17 protein-coding genes and 4 riboswitches are annotated in these 18873 nt (G+C 53.8%); of the genes, 12 read left to right on the plus strand and 5 right to left on the minus strand.

Annotated features, from left to right (window positions below; genetic code table 11):
- Window positions 1-63: 63 nt before the first annotated feature.
- The 4 genes from L6439_RS10880 to L6439_RS10895 all read left to right on the plus strand — a co-directional run bounded on the left by L6439_RS10880 (window position 64) and on the right by L6439_RS10895 (window position 4805).
- Window positions 64-966, plus strand: a complete 903-nt coding sequence (locus L6439_RS10880) for a TetR/AcrR family transcriptional regulator (protein ID WP_213469702.1) — start codon at window positions 64-66, stop codon at window positions 964-966.
- A gap of 70 nt (window positions 967-1036) precedes the next feature.
- Window positions 1037-1900 carry an alpha/beta fold hydrolase gene (locus L6439_RS10885; RefSeq protein WP_213469703.1) on the plus strand — a complete coding sequence of 288 codons (864 nt, stop codon included), beginning with the start codon at window positions 1037-1039 and terminating at the stop codon, window positions 1898-1900.
- 172 nt (window positions 1901-2072) lie between these two features.
- Window positions 2073-2702, plus strand: coding sequence for a 3-hydroxyacyl-ACP dehydratase FabZ family protein (locus tag L6439_RS10890; protein ID WP_306434358.1), 630 nt, complete (start codon window positions 2073-2075; stop codon window positions 2700-2702).
- Between the two features lie 327 nt (window positions 2703-3029).
- Window positions 3030-4805, plus strand: coding sequence for an ABC transporter substrate-binding protein (locus L6439_RS10895; RefSeq protein WP_213469704.1), 1776 nt, complete (start codon window positions 3030-3032; stop codon window positions 4803-4805).
- A gap of 502 nt (window positions 4806-5307) precedes the next feature.
- On the opposite strand, the gene L6439_RS10900 is transcribed toward L6439_RS10895, so the two are convergent.
- The gene (locus L6439_RS10900; protein WP_213469705.1) at window positions 5308-5718 is read right to left on the minus strand and encodes a hypothetical protein; all 411 of its coding nucleotides are present in this window, start codon (window positions 5716-5718) and stop codon (window positions 5308-5310) included.
- 641 nt (window positions 5719-6359) lie between these two features.
- On the opposite strand from L6439_RS10900, the gene L6439_RS10905 reads away from it, so the two are divergent.
- The 6 genes from L6439_RS10905 (at window position 6360) to L6439_RS10930 (ending at window position 12506) form a co-directional block, all read left to right on the plus strand.
- On the plus strand, window positions 6360-8135 hold the full coding sequence (locus L6439_RS10905; RefSeq protein WP_213469706.1) for an ABC transporter substrate-binding protein: 1776 nt from the start codon (window positions 6360-6362) through the stop codon (window positions 8133-8135).
- A 137-nt stretch (window positions 8136-8272) separates the two neighbouring features.
- Window positions 8273-8887, plus strand: coding sequence for a DMT family transporter (locus tag L6439_RS10910; protein WP_213469707.1), 615 nt, complete (start codon window positions 8273-8275; stop codon window positions 8885-8887).
- A 32-nt stretch (window positions 8888-8919) separates the two neighbouring features.
- Window positions 8920-9243 carry a DMT family transporter gene (locus L6439_RS10915; protein ID WP_213469708.1) on the plus strand — a complete coding sequence of 108 codons (324 nt, stop codon included), beginning with the start codon at window positions 8920-8922 and terminating at the stop codon, window positions 9241-9243.
- Window positions 9244-9367: 124 nt separating this feature from the next.
- Complete coding sequence (gene arcC / locus L6439_RS10920; RefSeq protein WP_213469709.1) at window positions 9368-10339, plus strand: carbamate kinase; 972 nt, start codon at window positions 9368-9370, stop codon at window positions 10337-10339.
- Between the two features lie 57 nt (window positions 10340-10396).
- Entirely contained in the window at window positions 10397-10558 is a 162-nt protein-coding gene (locus L6439_RS10925; protein WP_168180211.1) for a hypothetical protein, read from the plus strand.
- A 331-nt stretch (window positions 10559-10889) separates the two neighbouring features.
- Window positions 10890-12506 (plus strand): PASTA domain-containing protein, encoded by a 1617-nt coding sequence (locus tag L6439_RS10930; RefSeq protein WP_213469710.1) that lies wholly within the window; start codon window positions 10890-10892, stop codon window positions 12504-12506.
- A 121-nt stretch (window positions 12507-12627) separates the two neighbouring features.
- On the opposite strand, the gene gcvPB is transcribed toward L6439_RS10930, so the two are convergent.
- The 3 genes from gcvPB to gcvT are packed head-to-tail and all read right to left on the minus strand — an operon-like array spanning window position 12628 to window position 16561.
- Window positions 12628-14085, minus strand: coding sequence for an aminomethyl-transferring glycine dehydrogenase subunit GcvPB (gcvPB, locus tag L6439_RS10935; RefSeq protein WP_213469711.1), 1458 nt, complete (start codon window positions 14083-14085; stop codon window positions 12628-12630).
- Window positions 14082-15440, minus strand: a complete 1359-nt coding sequence (gcvPA, locus tag L6439_RS10940) for an aminomethyl-transferring glycine dehydrogenase subunit GcvPA (protein ID WP_213469712.1) — start codon at window positions 15438-15440, stop codon at window positions 14082-14084. Before gcvPA ends, gcvPB begins: the two co-directional genes overlap by 4 nt.
- A complete protein-coding gene (gcvT, locus tag L6439_RS10945; RefSeq protein ID WP_168180256.1) occupies window positions 15437-16561 on the minus strand; it encodes a glycine cleavage system aminomethyltransferase GcvT in 1125 nt (374 codons plus the stop codon). Before gcvT ends, gcvPA begins: the two co-directional genes overlap by 4 nt.
- Window positions 16562-16648: 87 nt before the next feature.
- Window positions 16649-16760: riboswitch (glycine riboswitch) on the minus strand.
- A gap of 3 nt (window positions 16761-16763) precedes the next feature.
- Window positions 16764-16859: riboswitch (glycine riboswitch) on the minus strand.
- A gap of 160 nt (window positions 16860-17019) precedes the next feature.
- A riboswitch (glycine riboswitch) is annotated at window positions 17020-17126 on the plus strand.
- A gap of 4 nt (window positions 17127-17130) precedes the next feature.
- Window positions 17131-17214: riboswitch (glycine riboswitch) on the plus strand.
- An 81-nt stretch (window positions 17215-17295) separates the two neighbouring features.
- On the opposite strand from gcvT, the gene gcvH reads away from it, so the two are divergent.
- Both gcvH and L6439_RS10955 read left to right on the plus strand, forming a co-directional pair.
- Complete coding sequence (gene gcvH, locus L6439_RS10950; protein WP_168180257.1) at window positions 17296-17685, plus strand: glycine cleavage system protein GcvH; 390 nt, start codon at window positions 17296-17298, stop codon at window positions 17683-17685.
- A 136-nt stretch (window positions 17686-17821) separates the two neighbouring features.
- On the plus strand, window positions 17822-17992 hold the full coding sequence (locus L6439_RS10955; protein WP_165643534.1) for a hypothetical protein: 171 nt from the start codon (window positions 17822-17824) through the stop codon (window positions 17990-17992).
- Window positions 17993-18045: 53 nt separating this feature from the next.
- Here L6439_RS10955 and L6439_RS10960 read toward each other — a convergent pair whose 3' ends face one another.
- Window positions 18046-18870 (minus strand): DUF2935 domain-containing protein, encoded by an 825-nt coding sequence (locus tag L6439_RS10960; protein WP_168180258.1) that lies wholly within the window; start codon window positions 18868-18870, stop codon window positions 18046-18048.
- Between the last annotated feature and the right edge of the window lie 3 nt (window positions 18871-18873).

Below are 18873 nucleotides of genomic sequence, written 5' to 3' on the forward strand. Positions count from 1 at the left end.
TTTTCTTTAAGATAAGTCATATTCGCATGCGCGGAACAGTAATTACAGGGGGCATCAATCGTCATGGAGGATCGTTCGGCAGATAAAAAGAAGCATATTTTGCAGTCAGCGATGAAGCTGTTTGCTACGCAAGGCTATGTGCAGACGACGATGCAGGAGATAGCTCAATATTGCAAAATGTCCAAGGGCAGCGTATATCAGCATTACGCTTCCAAAGAAGAACTTTTGTTAAGCATATTCAAATATTATTTCCGGCTGCTCTATGATCGGGTACAGATCATTGAACGGGATCCGTTATTGACGCCCCGTGAACGGATGAAGAAGAAGATCGAAGTCCATATGGTGATGTTATCCGAATATCCCGAGTTCACCACGATGCAAATGCGGGAAAATGCCGGGTTCGCCAATAAAGAGATTCATCAATTTTTGCAGCAGGTCAGTCTTGATAACACCCGGAGCATCATGAATAATCTGACGGATATGTACGGGAACGCCATCTCGCCCTACAAGCTCGATCTGACCTTGCTGCTGAACGGAATCATTACCACCTACTTAAACGTGATCTTGCTGGAGGAGGTTACGGTGAAGCTGGACCGCCTCAGTGATTACGCGCTTGACCTGGTCGATCTGAACGCACAAAAGCTGCTGCAATCCCGGCCGGAACCGTTCATGAAGGAGGAGGATTGGCCGGCGCTTCTTCATGCGATCCGCCAGGAGCCGCAGAAAGCGATGCATCCGCTCGTCCTGGTCCAGAAAATGCGCGAAGAGTTGAGCCGGCAGAACCTCCCGCCCCAACGATACAAGGATTCCATTGATTCGCTTGCGGTACTGGAGCAGGAGCTAATGGAGATTCAGCCGCGGCGGGTCATCGTATTGGGGATGCTCGCCAATCTGAACCGGGTGGAGACGCTGCGCCCTGTCTGCGATCAACTGGAGACGGCTGTGCAGCACTTGAATCGGCTGTAAGCCCAAGAATAAACATGGCTCTCACAGGGCACCCTGAGCCTATCTACATCTGATGAGAGAGGTGACCGGGGTGCCGATTGCCCGCTTGAACGGTGTCAGCCTGCACTATCATGTGCGAGGCAAAGGGGTGCCCATCATCTGGATCCACCCGCCATTGCTGACATCGGAAAATTTCAATTACCAGACAGCCCAATTGTCCGACAGTTTCCGGGTCATCACGTTCGACATTCGGGGACACGGATACAGCCGCCCGTCCGAAGAGCCGATCACATATCAGCTCATCGTGGAGGATATGCTTGCTCTGATGGATAAGCTGGGCGTGAAGCAAGCGTATGTCGGCGGCTACTCGACCGGAGGATCGATCGCTCTGCATGCGCTCTTGTCCGCCCCGGAGAGGTTCCTCGGCGGCGTGCTGATCAGCGCGATGTCCGAAGCGAGCGATATGTGGCTCCGCGGCCGAATCCGCGCGGCGGCAGCCTTGACGCGCTGGAAGGCCAAGTCGCTTATATCATGGGCGATCACATGGGGGAACGCCGATACCCGCCTTACCTACAAAAATCTTCAGCGGGCGGCCAGGAGAGGCAATAATGACAACTGGAGGCAGTACTACCAGTACAGCTTGAACTACAATTGCACGGATCGGCTGCAGGAGATCAAGGCGCCGGTGCTGCTCATTTACGGACAGAGCGATAGAAGCTTTCACAAATACGCGCTTATTCTGCATCATGGCCTGCCGAACAGCCAATTGTACTGGATCCCGAAGGCGAGGCATCAAATTCCGACCAAAAATGCACTGGAGATGAATTGGCTGATAGAGCAGTGGGTGAAAAACCGCTGCAGGAAGCTGCCTGAGGAGCGGGAGGAAGCGTTGGGCTGGTCAGGGCATTTGCACGATGCCGATAGAGATATCCCGGAAGAACAGATTCAGCATTGACGATCATATTTATTGAACATGCGGAAAAAGGGCCTCTACGGAGGTCTTTTTTTGTGATCGGGACTTTGCATGATAAATAAAAGCAAGGCATAAGCAGGGAAATGGCGCCGCAGCAGCGAAGTGTTTTATGTTAGCGCGTCAACGTGAATCACGTTAACAGGAGAAGACGCCTATGAACAGGGAGAACGATCGGGGATTGACCGATCGAGGGATGAAGGATGCCCGGGCGATTCTGACTGTTCAAGCGCTCGCTGACGCGAGGGGATTGACGGTATGCATGGTTGATAATTTGCGCTTGGCGCTTCCGTCAACGCAACCAATGGTATTTTTTATATCAAACGATAGAAAGCAGGAGCAGGAAATGACAGACAACCACAATGCAATAACGGATCGCTTGCCGCATCGGTATCCGTTCCTGATGGTGGATTGCATTACCGGCCTTCAAGCGGGGCAGTGGGCGAAGGGCACCAAAAAAGTCACAGGAACGGAGTGGTATTTCGCCGGCCAGACGCCGGGGCCGACGATGCCGCATACGATGATCGTAGAGGCTCTGGCTCAATTAGGCGCGTTGGCCGCGATGGGACATGGCGGCAAGCTTGGCTTCTTGTCATCCATCAAAGGTGCGGAATTCTGCGGTCATGCCTCGCCGGGGGATTGCCTGGATCTCGAGTACACGCTTCTCAAGGCAAGGCGGGGCTTTGTCGTTGGCAGCGGCCAGGCTTCGGTCAACGGCAAAGTGATTGTGAAAGTGGATGAGATTATGGTATATGTGGAAAGTGATACGAAAGAAAGATTGTTATAATTATTGCTATAATATACATATTATAGTTGAATATTTATTCGTCCCTCTCCCGATAACGGGGAGGTTTTTTTCATTCCATGCCCAAATCGCTCTTTTGCTATACAACAGGAGGCAACAAAAATTTTAAACTGGGGATTTACAAAACGTTCATAGGCAAGTATTATATCTTTAACTACCTGGCTTACGCAGAAACAACCAGAATCCTGCATAATTATTTGACCAAAGTTCGAAAAGTTTTCCATCGTTTGCCGCTTGCCGGCAAACCATTAACTTCGTTACTGCTTAGTGTCAACATAATTATTTTATGAATGTAGGGGGAGTTGTAGAGTGAAGAAAAGTTGGGTTATTTTTCTATGCTTGCTGATGTCACTTTCGCTGGTGCTATCGGCATGCGGCGGTGGCGGCGATGCCGCGGAGCCGTCCAAGGAGCCGGCTCAAGAGCAGCAAGCCAATGAGCCGGAGAAGAAGGGTGGAGAAGAACAGACTTCCGAGTCTGGGGAATCCGAGTTCGTCAACGAAGGGATTGTAAAGGCTTCCGATCCGGGCAAGTCGCCGGCTGCCGCTACGTCCCGGACAGACACGCTGATTATCGGCATGCAGGCTCCGGCCGGAATTTTTCATCCGCTTTACGCCGAGACAACCTATGACAATTACGTTGCAGCTACGTTGTTCAAAGGGATGCTTGAGGTGCAGAAAGACGGGACGTACGCTCCGGTGCTGGCCGAGAAGTACGAAGTTTCCCCGGATAATCTGACTCACACGTACAAGCTGAAGGAAGGCTTGAAGTTCAGCGACGGTTCGCCGCTGACGGCAGAGGATGTCGCCTTCACGATTACTGTCCTGCATGACAAATCGTATGACGGTCCTAGCGACATCATCAGAGACGCCAAAATCAAAGGCGGCAAGGAATATTTTGACGGCAAAGCAACCTCCATTGAAGGCATCAAGGTTATCGATCCTCTCACCATTGAATTCACAACGATTGAACCAAGCGCCCTGGCGCAGCCCGCAATCGGCGCGACAGGCATTCTCTCCAAAGCCTATTACGGAAAAGATTACAAGCAGGGCAATTTGAGTTATATGAATGATCTGTTCACAAAGCCGCTTGGCAACGGGCCATATAAGCTGGAGAAATTCCAGGCCGGCCAGGACGTGTCCTTTGTTGCCAATGAGCACTATTTCAAAGGCGCTCCGAAGATTCCGAAGCTGATCTACAAGTTCACGAATGAAGAGACGAACGCCCAACTGCTGCAGGCCGGGGAGACGGATATGGACTTCATCTCCGCGAACCTCGACAACTTTGAACTGCTCCAATCGATGGGCTTCCTCGATATTTCCTTGTTCCCGACCAATGGTTACGGCTATATCGCCTTTAACCATAACCGGGCGAAGTTCCAGGATGTGAAGGTGCGTCAGGCATTGGCGATCGGCCTGGATCGCGAGCAAATCGTGGAAGCCGTGTACCAGGGTTATGCCGATGTCATCAACGTGCCGCAATCGAAGCTGTCTTGGTCTTATACCGATGAAGTGAACAAGTACGAGTTCGATCTGGAAAAAGCGAAGCAACTGCTGGAAGAGGCGGGCTGGAAGGTCGGCGCGGACGGCATACGCGAAAAAGACGGCGAGAAATTCAAGATCAATTTCGCGGCAACCTCGCCGAACGTGGTGAATGACGCGATTATTCCGGTCGCGCAGGCGAACTACAAGGAATTGGGCATTGAATTCGTTGCCGAGCAAATGGACTTCAACGCCGTCGTCGAGAAGCGGAAGAAGGGCGATTTCGATATGCTGTTCATGGCTTGGGGATTGACCCCGGATCCGCAGTCGGCGCAGAACGTGTTCATTACGGACGGCTCGCAGAACGAAATCGGTTACTCTAACCCAAAAGTCGACGAACTGTTCGAAAAGGGCGGAAAAACGCTCGATATCGAAGAGCGGAAAGCCATCTACAAGGAGTTGTACCAGGAATTGAATGAAGACCTGCCATACATCTTTATGTATCAGCGGCGCGATATGTGGGGGAACAATGCCCGCTTCACGGGATTGGATATGAGCCCTTACCGGAACTTCTCTTATGGCGTAGATTCATTGTCGATTAATTAAGCGAGCGCTGCCGAACCCTCTCCCGTCCTGTCGGGAGAGGGTTTTTGTGCCAGGAAGGGGGCTGGGAGCTCTTGCACGTCCGTCACCATCATCAGTATTACGACGGATTTGGAGATAAAGCAAAATTGTATATTTTCCAAATTAGGGAAGTGGAGATATACAAACATATAAACTGGAGAAAACACCGATATATCACGATTTTAGGGGAGTGGGTAACCGTCTCTTTTTCGTTTTGGGGACGAAATGGGGGGGCGAACCAACTAGATATCATCTGTTGAACGCGAATGATGTGCGAAGCGGTCAAACTCAGAAGCTGCTCGTTCCGCCTTACATGGCTGACGGTCGGGGAAACGGATTCGTGCCGAACGAGCCGATTACTAGGGCTGAGATAGCGGTCATCGTCATTGGCTGTTGAAGCAGTTGGGGAATTAGCATAATCAAATCCGGAAGCGGTGAAAAGGAGCCGTTGAGGAAAATGCATCCCACGGCTCCTTTTTTTTGATTAAGGATTATAATAAATAACTCCAGTGGCCGATGCTGGGAAGTTGGTCTTATTTTTAATTGATACTACATGAGAACCAGATACATAAATTGTTTTTGAGTTAGAACCTTTTGTAAGTTCAGTGTTCTCTTTCCCATCTATACAAACCCAGAGCGTTGCTCGCTCACTCGGTGAGTTAACAGTAACGTTAACAGTGTAAGCATCACGTGTGTAAATTGGGTTTCCGTTATTTACATATGATACTTGTTTATTGTCTGTAAGAGTCCCAGTGTCAATTTTAAGTAAATGATCCTTCAGTAGGACAGGTGATTTAACCTGGTCATCCTTAGGGTCCGAAGTAGCACCGGCCCCAAGTGGCACCGCAGCCAGCATCGTTACCACAGCGGTTAGAGTGAGAAGTACCTTTTTCATATACAACCTCCAAAAAATTTTTTTGGTGACTGGACCTAAAGATGACAATCTAAAAATAATATACCAAAAATAATTAAATTTAGAATTCATTTACATATTTCAGGGCTAGAAATTTATTTGTTGTTGCTTCACGAACGTGCATTCGCATATACTGATCGCGGATATGTGTTCGAGGTGATCGGAATGAGTGACTGGCGAGAGGAACTGCAACGGGTAGAGGTGCCGGCAGCGGGAAAGTCGAAGAATGAATCTCTGTGCAACTGCAAGGCCAACATGAAAGGGAGATGGATCGGAGGAGGATATACCTGATTAGGTGCGGGAAACCAGTATATGATGCATTTGGAAAAAGATAAGCCCCGGCATTATGGCAGGGCTTTTTTGCGTGTTGTGCAGAATGGGGCCTCATGGGACTGACTCAACGTCTCGACTCAGAAGAGACTCCCTTGAACTCCAAACCCAAAAGGAAAAAGACTTGCCAATCAAGCCTTTTCAGAACAGGTTCCACCATATTCTATATCGATTTCAATCCTAGGGATTTACAAAACGTTCATAGGCAAGTATTATATCTTTAACTACCTGGCTTACGCAGAAACAACCAGAATCCTGCATAATTATTTCAAAAATGTAGGGGGAGTTGTACAGTGAAGAAAAGTTGGGTTATTTTTTTATGCTTGCTGATGTCACTTTCACTGGTGTTGTCGGCATGCACCGGTGGCGGCGATGCCGCTGAGCCGTCCAAGGAACCGGCTCAAGAGCAGCAGGGCAATGAGCCGGAGAAGAAGGAGGATGGGGAGCCAGCTTCGGAACCGGAGGAATCCGGAATTGCCAATGAAGGGTTTTTTAAGGCGTCCGATCCGAGCCAGTCACCGGCTACGGCCACATCTCGGACCGATACTCTCATTATCGGCATGACCGCGCCGGCTGGAATCTTTCATCCTCTCTATGCAGAGACGGCTTATGATCAGTACGTTATGAGAACGTTGTTCAAGGCGATGCTGGAAGTGGAGAAGGACGGAACGTATGCTCCGGTGCTGGCTGAGAAGTACGAAGTTTCCCCGGATAATCTGACCCATACGTACAAGCTGAAGGAAGGCCTGAAGTTCAGCGACGGTTCGCTGCTTACTGCGGAAGATGTCGCCTTTACGATTACCGTTCTGCATGACAAGTCATACGACGGTCCTATGGACATCATTCGAGAGGGTAAAATCAAAGGCGGCAAGGAATACTACGACGGCAAAGCAACCTCTATTGAAGGCATCAAGGTTATCGATCCTCTCACCATTGAATTTACAACGTTTGAACCAAGCGCCCTGGCGCAGTCCGCAATCGGCGCGACAGGCATTCTCTCCAAAGCCTATTACGGCAAAGATTACAAGCAGGGCAATTTGAGTTATATGAATGATCTGTTCACGAAACCGCTTGGCAACGGACCATACAAGCTGGATAAGTTCCAGGCCGGCCAGGACGTGTCCTTTGTTGCCAACGAGCACTACTTCAAAGGCGCGCCAAAGATTCCGAAGCTGATCTACAAGTTCACGACAGACGAGACGAACGCCCAGCTGCTGCAGACCGGGGAGACGGATATGGACTTCATCTCCGCGAACCTCGACAACTTCGAACTGCTCCAATCGATGGGCTTCCTCGATATTTCCTTGTTCCCGACCAATGGTTACGGCTATATCGCATTTAACCATAACCGGGCGAAGTTCCAGGACGTGAAGGTGCGTCAGGCATTGGCATACGGCCTGGATCGCGAGCAAATTGTCGAAGCCGTATACCAGGGATATGCCGAGGTAATCAATGTGCCGCAATCGAAGCTGTCTTGGGCCTATACCGATGAGGTGAACAAGTACGAGTTCGATCTGGAAAAAGCGAAGCAACTGCTGGAAGAGGCGGGCTGGAAGGTCGGCGCGGACGGCATACGCGAAAAAGACGGCGAGAAATTCACGATCAACTTTGCCGCCACTTCTCCAAATGTGGTGAATGACGCGATTATTCCGGTCGCGCAGGCGAATTACAAGGAATTGGGCATCGAATTCGTTGCCGAGCAAATGGACTTCAACGCCGTCGTCGAGAAGCGGAAGAAGGGCGATTTCGATATGCTGTTCATGGCTTGGGGTCTCGATCCGGATCCGCAAGGCGCACAAAATAACTTCATTACCGGAGGATCCTGGAACGAAATCGGCTACTCCAACAAAAAAGTCGATGAATTGTTCGATAAAGGCGGAAAAACGCTCGATATCGAGGAACGCAAAGCGATTTACAAAGAACTGTACCAAGAAATCAATGAAGACTTGCCATACATTTTCATGTACCAGCGTCGTGACATGTGGGCCAACAACGCTCGGTTCACGGGACTGGATATGAGCCCTTACCGCAACTTCTCTTTTGGCGTAGATGCATTGATGATTAATTAATCCATGCTTGCCGAACCCTCTCCCGTCACGACGGGGGAGGGTTTTTGGCGGCTCTGGCTCTTAATTGAAGTTGCCGAGATTAAATCTTCAAATATGGCGTTAGAAAGTTACTATGTGAGGAAGGAGCCAGAGTTTTGGTGAATAATAAGGAGTGTTTTTTTGCACAATCAAAGACATCATCCATCCTTAATATCTATAAAATAGGTATGAATTGCGCCATTCCAAAGTATAAAACGAAAAAGAGGGAAATTTATGCAAATCACACTTTACTTAATTATAGGAATAATTATCGGAATGTTTTTCCTATTCAGGCATCAATAGGCGCTCGTTTAAGCTCTTATTCAAAAACGCCTTTGACAGCTTCGTTTATTGCATTTTCAGCGGGGACATTCATCCTGCTCATTATCAATCTAATAGCTGATCCTGCAGGAATTAGCGTTGGAATAGATTTTTCATATCCATGGTATGTTTTTATCGGTGGAGCCATAGCTGGCCTTGGTTTTCATGTGGCGAATATAGTTCTTTTCTCAAAACTTGGCGCTTCAATTGTAACGCTGGTAACTGTAACGGGGCAAATGATTGTCGGAATCCTCATCGATCACTTCGGATGGTTCGGCATACAAGCTACTCCCGTCAGCATAACCGGAGCGTTCGGGGCTGCGATTATGATTTTCGCTATTTCATTAGTTCAACCTAAAATGAAGAAAAACGTATTGGCGGCATCCAAAGCCGAAAATAGGGGAGTAAAATAATTTGGATTGCATCGGGTGTATTAGCAGGAATTTTGCCGCCGCTGCAAACGGCTATTAATGGGGAACTTCGCGTTGCAACGGGCTCCCTTTTAGGGGCTGCCTTTATTTCTTTTTTTGTCGGAACGATTCTTTTGCTTGTTTTGTTATTGATTACTCGACGCCGCATACACATTCCTTTGTATGACGCGCAAAAAAATCGCATTCCTGTTTGGACATATATGGGCGGGATATTTGGCGTATTTATTGTAACTGGCAACATTATTTTGTTACCCGTACTTGGATCGGTGCTGACTACTATGTTTTTTTTGCTGGGACAAATGGTTATGGCAGTACTCATCGATCAGTTTGGAAAATGATCTTGATAATATTTGCCATCTGTCCTATGATTCTATGATAGTCTAGGGCAATCGTTTACAGCGTCACATCCATCGATCACGGAAGGAGCGGATTCGTCTGACTCTACATAGACCGACAGAGAAGATGACCATTCTCGCCGCATTGGGCGGGAATGCCATCCTGCAGCCGAAGCAGGAGGCCACCTACGAGAACCAGCTGGCGAACGTTCAGCGCAGCTGCAGCGTCTTGGCCCGATTGGTCGAGCAAGGACACCGGCTCGTCATTACGCATGGCAATGGACCGCAGGTCGGCAATCTGTTGCTCCAGCAGGAAGAGGCGCAGGCGGAGGTGCCGCCGCTGCCTCTCGATGTATGCACGGCCCAAAGCCAGGGCTTCATCGGCTTCATGATTCAACAATTATTGCGCAATGAACTGGCCAGCGGCGGGAACGGCCACTCGGTCGTCAGCTTGATTACGAGAGTAGAGGTGGCGGCGGACGATCCGGCCTTCGGCAACCCGAGCAAGCCAATCGGCGGCTTCTATACGGAGGAGGAAGCGAAGCGGCTCATGATCGGCAAAGGCTGGCAGTTGAAGCCGGATGCGAACCGGGGCTGGCGGCGTGTCGTTCCGTCTCCGCGGCCGCAAGCGATTGTGGAAGCAGACGCGGTAAGACAGCTTCTCGCACTGAACCAGATTGTCATTGCTTGCGGCGGGGGAGGGATTCCGGTTGTCCGGCAGGAAGACGGCAGCTATATAGGGATTGAGGCCGTAATCGACAAAGATTTCAGCAGCTTCAGGCTCGCTCGCGAGATCCAAGCCGACGTGCTGCTTATTCTGACGGATGTCGAGCGCGTCTATGCCGGCTATGGCCGCCCGGAGCAGCGGCCCCTGACGAGCCTGACTCCATCTTCTGCGGCTGAATACATTGAAGCGGGACATTTCAGCCAAGGCAGTATGCGCCCGAAGGTGGAGGCTGCAGCGTCCTTTGCCGCCCAGGGAGGAACCGCGATTATTTGTTCGCTTAACCAGGCGGATCTCGCGCTGGCCGGTCTGGCCGGCACGCGGATCGTTCCGGAGAGCGCCGAAGCGCCGGGTTATCCTCGCCAGGGCACATAGATACCTGGCTTGGCAGGAACAATAAGGGAGAGCCTATGGTGAAAGGAATGTCCATTGATGACGAAGAAGCAGAAGAAGCAATCCGGGCCGAGCTTCGCGCCTGGCATGGAGCTGGATAATTTAAAAGAAAAGGCGACTCCGGAAGAAATTGAACGCGGCGACTCGACGTCCGTTACCAATCTCATACTGGATCGGACCGGCGACGACAACCAAGGGTAAGAGCCGGAGCCTTGAGCCGCCCTGCGATGCCGAAGCGCATGCAGGACGGCTCTTATTTATAATGGAAGAAATCCATCATCGAAAATGGGCCTGCTAATGGGAGTAAGAATGAGGGAAATAATGACAGCTCAGTTCAGTAACGGATATCTTTGGAACTATGCTATACTGAAGACCGTACTACTATTTGTGTCTGACTAGTTTTGCTTGGGGGCGCAACCGAACGGCGGGTTGGATCGTCTAATGTAGGGGAGCTTTGCAAAACGGCGGCTGATGCCTCATAATGACACAAGGGGGTACCAACGCCCCTTACCATGGAAAAAGGAGTTACTGTATGAGCACTTACATAGCAGAACGTTATCAGCTGAATTCCGTCATTTTTCACTTGGGCGGCGGCATGCTCTATGAAGCCGTCGATATGTCTTTGCAGCGGGACGTATTTATTTATGTGGTCGAAAATACCGATTCGGGCCGCGCAGAGGAATACCGCAACGCATTCGGGAATGTATCGCATTTTTCCAATAACCGATTTTTCCATATGCTGAATGCGGGCATGTCCGGACAGGACTTCTACGTGGTGTTTATGGCGTACAGCGGCATGCCGCTAGTGAAATATGCGCAGCGGCACGCCTTGGGCTCGGAGAAGGTGCTGTCCATGATCTACGAGCTGGGCACCAGCATCCAGGAAGCGCTGGAGGAAGGGGTCAGCCGCTTCCCGGTGACGATTGATAATGTGTGGGTGACGGCGGATAATCAACTGATTATTATGAACTACTGGACCCAGGCGGAGGAAGGGGAGCACGGCACCACCGCCTTGTACCGGCTGCTGTATCAGCTCTGCACGCTTCATCCGCATGTCCCTTCGCAATTCGATGTCGTCGAGACTCGCTTGTACGGCGCATTGAAGGACTTGAATGATGTGCAGAGAGATTTGGTTCTGAAGCTGATGAGGAAGGTGCACACGGGAGATGCCTCGCTGTTCACCTTCATGGTCGGGCTGCGGGAGATTCTGGAGCAGCCGGACGCGCCGATGCAGGTCAGCCGCGACGTGGCGACTCCCGTATTCACGGCCGCTCCTCCGGTTCAGGCAGATCCGGCCCGGCGTGTTTTTGACGAACCCGAGCCGGATGAGGCGGAAGCGGACGAGGATCTGGCCGAAGAAGAGGATGACGATGAGTACGAACGCAAGGAAGCCGCTTCCTTCAACGGAAGCAAGATGCTGCTTATCGTTGCCTGTGTGTGCGTCTTTTTCGCTGTCCTGGGCGGAGCCGTTATCTGGGCCAATTCGCTCTCCAAAGACAATGAACCGGTCGCGGTAACCGAGCCGGGGCAGGAAGCCGGCTCCGACGGGGCGGCGGAGCAGCCGGGCGGCAGCGGCGGCAATGCCGGTAATGGCGCTGTCGTTCCGGATGGCGGCGATAGCGGTTCCGTTGCCGATCCGAATACGTCCGTCAGCTCGGACGGCTCTTCGAGTTCGAACGGGGGCTCATCCAGCTCGAACACCGACAGCAGCAGCAGTGCCGGCCAAGGATCGCAACAGCCCGATACGAACACGGGAACGCCAACGCAGCCGGATACGCAGCAGCCGGGCACAACCGAGCCTGGAACGATACCGGGCGATCCCGGAACGACAGATCCAGGGACGCCGCCGCCGGGCACTGGGACGCCAGACACGGGAACGCCGGCCGATCCGGCGAATCCGGGGACGGAGACGCCTCCTGCCGAAGCGGGAGAGCCGGGCGAAGGAGAGGGGAAGGTTCCGAGCCTCATCGGTCTGACGCTGGAAGAGGCGGAGGAGCAAGTGAAGGCTGCGGGGCTTCGCTGGCAGTATTTCAAGGAGAACAGCGAGGAGCAGCCGGCTGGCCAGATTTTCAAGCAGGAGCCGGAAGCGGGGGCACCGATCAAGAAGGGCGACCGAGTCACGTTTTATATTAGCCGGGAACAGAAATAAGCTCTAAAAGAGAAGGAGAACTGCCGATGGATGAGGCAGTTCTCCTTTTTTGTTGCCGCAGGCACAGAAGCCCCGCTCCAGGGCGCGTCGTTCAAGCCTAGGGGCAAGGGCTTCTCATTCGTTAGTTGCAAGCGCAATTCAAGACCGGCTTGCGTGCGGCGAGCGTCTCATCCAGCCTTCTCACATCGGTGTGATGCGGCGCGTTAAGCAGCAGCTCCGGCTGTTCTTCCGCTTCCTTCGCAATCTGAATCATCGTGTCGATGAAGTCGTCGAGCGTCTCCTTGCTCTCGGTCTCCGTCGGCTCGATCATCATGCATTCCTCGACATTGAGCGGGAAGTAGATGGTCGGCGGATGGAATCCGAAATCGAGCAGCCGCTTGGCGACATCCAGCGTGCGGACTCCATATTGCTTCAAGCCGCTCCCGGAGATGACGAATTCATGCTTGCATACGCCCGGATAAGGCACTTCGAAATACGGTGCCAGCCGGTGCATCATGTAGTTCGCGTTCAGCACCGCGCATTCGGAGACGCGGCGAAGTCCGTCCGGCCCGTATGTGCGCATATAGGTGTACGCGCGGACGAGAATGCCGAAGTTGCCAAGGTAGGCTTTGACCCTTCCAATCGAGGTTGGCCGTTCCTCTTCGAATCCGAAGGTGCCATCTTCGTTCTTCACGATGAGCGGCTTCGGCAAGTATGGCGCCAGTAGGCGCTTGACACCTACCGGGCCGGCCCCGGGACCGCCGCCGCCATGCGGGGTGCTCATCGTCTTGTGCAGATTCAAATGCACGACATCGAAGCCCATGTCTCCCGGGCGGGTGATGCCCATAATGGCGTTGGAATTCGCGCCGTCATAGTACAGCAGGCCGCCGGCTTCGTGGACAATATCGGCAATCTCGAGAATATGCTCCTCGAACAAGCCGAGCGTGCTCGGATTGGTCAGCATGAGCGCCGCCGTGTCCGGACCGACCGCCGCCCGGAGCGCCTCGAGATCGACAAGCCCCCGTTCGTCCGACGGGATCGTAATCGTATCGAGTCCGGCCGCCGTCGCGCTCGCCGGGTTCGTGCCGTGGGAAGAGTCGGGGACGATAACCTTCGTGCGGTGCTCCCCTTTGCTCTCATGGTAGGCCCGGATCATCATCAGGCCTGTCCATTCCCCGTGAGCGCCTGCCGCGGGTTGGAGGGTAACCTCGTCCATCCCCGTCAGCGCGGCCAGATCCTGCTGGAGGGTATACAGCAGTTCCAGCGCGCCTTGAATGCTCTCGGCCGGCTGATACGGGTGAATCTTGGCGAAGCCAGCCAAGCGGGCGACATCTTCGTTAATTTTCGGATTGTATTTCATCGTGCAGGAGCCGAGCGGGTAGAAGCCATTGTCGATGCCGAAGTTGCGGCGCGACAGCTCGGTGTAATGACGGATGACGTCGACTTCATAGACTTCCGGCAATTCCGCCGGCTGCTGGCGGAGCATCGCCTCCGGTATCATTTCTTCAATAGCCCGCTGCGGAACATCGCATTCCGGCAGTGAATAAGCGGTCCGCCCCGGCTTGCTCAGCTCGAAGATCAGCTTTTTCTCCGGTTTCATACAGCACCCTCCAATCGTTCGGCAAAGTGGTCGATTTCCGCCTTCGTCCGGCGTTCCGTCACGGCGATCAGCATATGGCCCGCCAGCTCCGGATAGTAACGGGACACATCCAGTCCGCCGATGAATCCTTCCTTCATCAGGCCGGCGTTCAAGGCCGTCGGGCAGACGCCTTCCGGCAGCTTGACCAGGAATTCATTGAAGAACGGCGAGGTGAATGGAAGGGACAGGGCCTTCGCTTGCGATATCCGATCGGCGGCGTAATGCGCCTTTTGAATGTTCAGATTCGCGACCTCGCGAATGCCGGCTTTGCCCATCACGGACAAGTAGACGGAAGCGCTTAAAGCCAGCAGCGCCTGGTTCGAGCAAATATTGGACGTCGCCTTCTCCCGGCGGATATGCTGCTCGCGGGCTTGGAGCGTCAGCACGAAGCCCCGTTTGCCGTCGCGGTCTTTGGTCTGTCCCACGATCCGGCCAGGAATGCGGCGCATCAGCGGCTCGGATACGGCGAAGTAGCCGCAGGTCGGACCGCCCAGAGACGAGGCGATGCCGAACGGCTGGGCGTCCCCGACGACGACGTCGGCGCCAAGCTGTCCCGGACTCTCCAGCAGGCCGAGCGACAGCGGATTGGCGCTCATAATAAGCAATCCTTTGCGCCCGTGAATCATCGGTTCGATGGCCTTCACGTCCTCGATGCAGCCGAAAAAGTTGGGCGATTGCACGATGACCGCAGCCGTGTCGCCCGTTATTAGCGCCTCCAGCTTCTCCAGGTCGGTCACGCCGTTCGCATCGGGCGCCTCCACAATGTCAAGGCCGAGTCCGCGCGCGCTCGTATGCAGGATCTGCCGCGCTTCCGGATGCACGGTGCGCGAGACGACGATCCGCTTGCGCTTCGTGACGGCGCTTGCCAGCACCCCGGCTTCCGCCAGCGCGGTCGCCCCGTCATACATGCTCGCATTGGCCACCTTCATGCCCGTCAGCTCGCATATATACGATTGGAACTCGAATATGGCCTGCAGCTCTCCCTGGCTGATCTCCGGTTGATATGGCGTATAGGCGGTATAGAACTCGGAACGGGAGATCACGTGATTGATGACGACCGGAATATGATGGTCATAGATGCCGGCCCCAAGAAAGCTCGCATATTGATCGAGGTTGGCGTTGCGGGCGGCCAGTTCCTGCATATGGCGCAGCAGGGCCGCTTCGTCCAGCGCCTCGGATATCGGAAGCCGGCCTTTGTAGCGGACGGCTTCCGGAATGTCGCGGAACAGCTCGTCGATCGATGCCGCGCCCATCGCCGCGAGCATGTCCCGCTCGTCTTGCTCGGTCATCGGGATATAGCGATGTGTCTTGGTCATGCAGGCGAACCTCCCTTGGTCTCAGTAGGGCGTTGATAGAATGGGGCGGCGACGACGCGGGCCTTGAGCCGCTTGCCGCGAATCTCGATTTCCAGTTCCGTATCCAATTCGGCGTATGGCGATTCAATGAGCGCCAGGCCGAGATTGCGCTTCAAGGTAGGGGATTGCGTGCCCGACGTCACTTCTCCGATAAGCTTATCGCCCGCGTAGACAGGATAATGGGTCCGCGGGATGCCGCGATCGATCATTTCGATGCCCGCCAGTCGGCGGGGAACTCCTTCTTCCTTCTGCTTGGCGAGCGCTTCTCTGCCGATGAACTCTCCTTTGTTCAGCTTCACGCACCAGCCAAGACCCGCCTCCAGCGGCGTAATCCGCTCGGACAGCTCCTGGCCGTACAGCGGGAGCTTCGCTTCGAAGCGAAGCGTATCTCTGGCCCCCAAGCCTACCGGAACGAGCCCGAACGGTTCGCCGATCCGCAGCAGCTCCGTCCACAGATGGGGCGCATCGTCCGCCGCGATATAGAGCTCGAAGCCATCCTCTCCCGTGTAGCCTGTGCGCGAGACGAGAGCCCGAATGCCGCACACCTGGACATCGGACAAGAAGTGAAACGCTTTCAAGGCGCCGACAGGCGCTTCGGTCGCCTGCGTCAAAATGGACAGCGCCTGCGGTCCCTGCAGCGCCAGCAGGGCGGTGCGGGAAGACGCGTTGTCGATATCGACGCCATCCGCCGCATGGTCATGCAGCCATTGGACAACCTTGTCCGTATTGGACGCGTTCACGACCAGCATGTAGCGATCTTCGGCTAGCCGGTAGATGAGCAAATCGTCGACGACGCCTCCGTGCGGATAACAGAGCAGAGAGTACTGCGCCTTGCCGTCCTCCAGCTTGGACAAATCATTCGTCGTCATCTTCTGCAAAAAGGAGAAGGCGGCAGGACCGCTCACGAACAGCTCCCCCATGTGCGACACATCGAACAAGCCGGCCTGCTGGCGTACGGCCTCGTGCTCCCGCTGGATGCCGCTGAATTGCACCGGGAGCTCCCAGCCGCCGAAATCGATGCAGCGGACGGAAGGATGGCCGGCATACGTCGAAAATAGGGGCGTGCGTTGTAACGTGGACATGACATCACCTCGATATGCATAATGGATGGAAATCAAAAAAGGACAGGCGAAAGAAGGCCGATCCGCTTCTGCGGATGCCTTTTTACGCTCTGTCCTGTGTACCTGAGAGTTACCTCATGATCATCCGGCTTCCGTCTGCCGAAGCCGGCCCATAAGTTTCCCCTTGGGTGACCCGTTTGCAAGCGGGTGCTCTCCAGAGGCGCGTCCGGTAAACGTCCTTTTGCCTGAGAGATTCACCCGTGGCGGGCTTACTCCTTCGGCGTTACTGTCTCGCAGTAATCTCTCCCTTTACCATCATTCGCAATGTGCAATTGTCATACCTCCATTATTACTCGAACCTTCCTGACATTGTCAATCCATTTCTGCGAACTTCCGCGAAAATGATTCTCATATTGACATGGAGGGGAAGCTGAACTACGCTATAGATGTAAAATTGGAATATGATCACATACCGCGAATGAAGACGATCGGGAGAGACCGGGCTCCCAGTCCCGGCACCGAAGGAGCAAGCCGCCGAACCGCCGTTCGGCGAGGAATCTCTCAGGTAGAAGCACCGTCGTCCGACGCACCTCTGGAGAGAGCGTACAGCCGCCCAAGGGGAATACCGGCCTGCCGCGGGCAGCCGGGCAAACTCTCAGGCACCCGGGACAGAGAAAAGGCGAACGAGTCTTTGATCTGTCTTTTTTGCTGTGCCGGCGAATTGCGATAATAATGAGAGAGGAATGAGCGTGAACATGAGCGAAGTGAAAGAGAATCTGTTGTACAGCGAGGAGCATGAATGGGTCGCGGTCGTCGAAGGGCGGACCGTGCGCATCGGGATATCCGATCATGCGCAAGCGGAATTGGGAGACATCGTCTTTATCGAGTTCCCCGAGATTGGAACCGCTTTATCGGCGGGCGACAGCATGGGATCGATCGAGTCGGTCAAGACAGTATCGGAGCTGTACTGCCCGGTATCGGGTACGGTGACCAAGGTCAACACCGACCTGGAGGACAGTCCTGAGAGAGTGAATAGCGAACCGTACGAAGGCGGATGGATTGCCGAGGTGGAGCTGGACGGCGTTCCGGAGGAAGCGTTGAAGCATCTGTTGACCGCGGAGGGATACCGGAAGCATATCGAGTAGGGGAGGCCTGCAACCCCGGCCGCAAGACGATGCGGGCACATGAACATGAGAATAACGGAGCATCCATGAATAAAGCGGCGCTCCTTCTCGCATACTAGCTGTGTACATGAGTATATGCGAAATGGAGAGTTGCCGAATGAACAACCAAGAACATAACCGCGACCAAGCGACGAAGGCGGAAGTGCAGACGACGAAGCTGAACAGAATGCCGGACGTCGAGGGACAAGACGCCGAGTTCGGAGCCGATCTGGAAGGCGCTCAGCAGTGCCGAATCGTACCCGATGCGGAAACGAAACGGTCCGAATAGTGCGTGTCTCAGGCACCGCAAGCCCCCCCAGTTCCTGGAACTGGGGGGTTGCTTTATCCTTGAACCCGCGGCGTGGTCGGATCGCATTCCGGAGAAGGGACGGCGCCGGTCAGGGCCAATTTGATCAAGTAGTAGCATTCCTCCCGCGCCATATGATCCGGCATCAACGGACTGATAATATCGAGCGTCTCCGCGTTTAACTCCATTTCCTCCAGCTCCAGCAAAAATTTCGTGAACAGCTTAATCTCCAGGTTCACATCGCGGTGGAACCGCTCCATCGCAGGGAAGCGGCGAAGCTGGGTCCGCAAGTAGCCGACCATTTCGACCGCTTTTTTGTAATAATCATCGAAATGCTTCTCAAATTCGCGGCTCTTCTCGATCAGCCGCCTCTCCACCGCATCCAGGTTCGACGCGATGGCCGATGCATGGCCGGAAGCGTCCGACAGCCATACCAGATCATAATGTAGCGCATCGAACAATGGCACTGGCTTGCCAGCCCGCACGGCATCGAGAATATAGACATACTCTTGCAGCTCATTGAGCATATGATTGAAAAAGGTCGGCGGGAGAAATACGGTTACCTGGCCGAGCAGCAAGCGGCGCAGCAGATCAAGCTTGAAATTCTTCAATTCCATCGTCGCGGCATGCGCATCGGCAACGATGGCAAGGGCTTGGGACTCCGAGGAGGCCTGGCGGGCTCGGTTCAGGAGTTCGTCGAACCGCCGAATCAACTGATCCGCCTGACGAATGTCCTTCGCTTCCCGCGGCGACAGGGCGTCCAGTATGAAGCGGGAATGATCTCCCAATATTTGCAGCCAGAAGCGGTGCTCGAACAAGAGCGAACCCGGCGGAGCGGCCTGGGGATGATGAGTATACATGTA

The organism is Paenibacillus dendritiformis (genome assembly GCF_021654795.1).
Lineage (GTDB): Bacteria > Bacillota > Bacilli > Paenibacillales > Paenibacillaceae > Paenibacillus_B.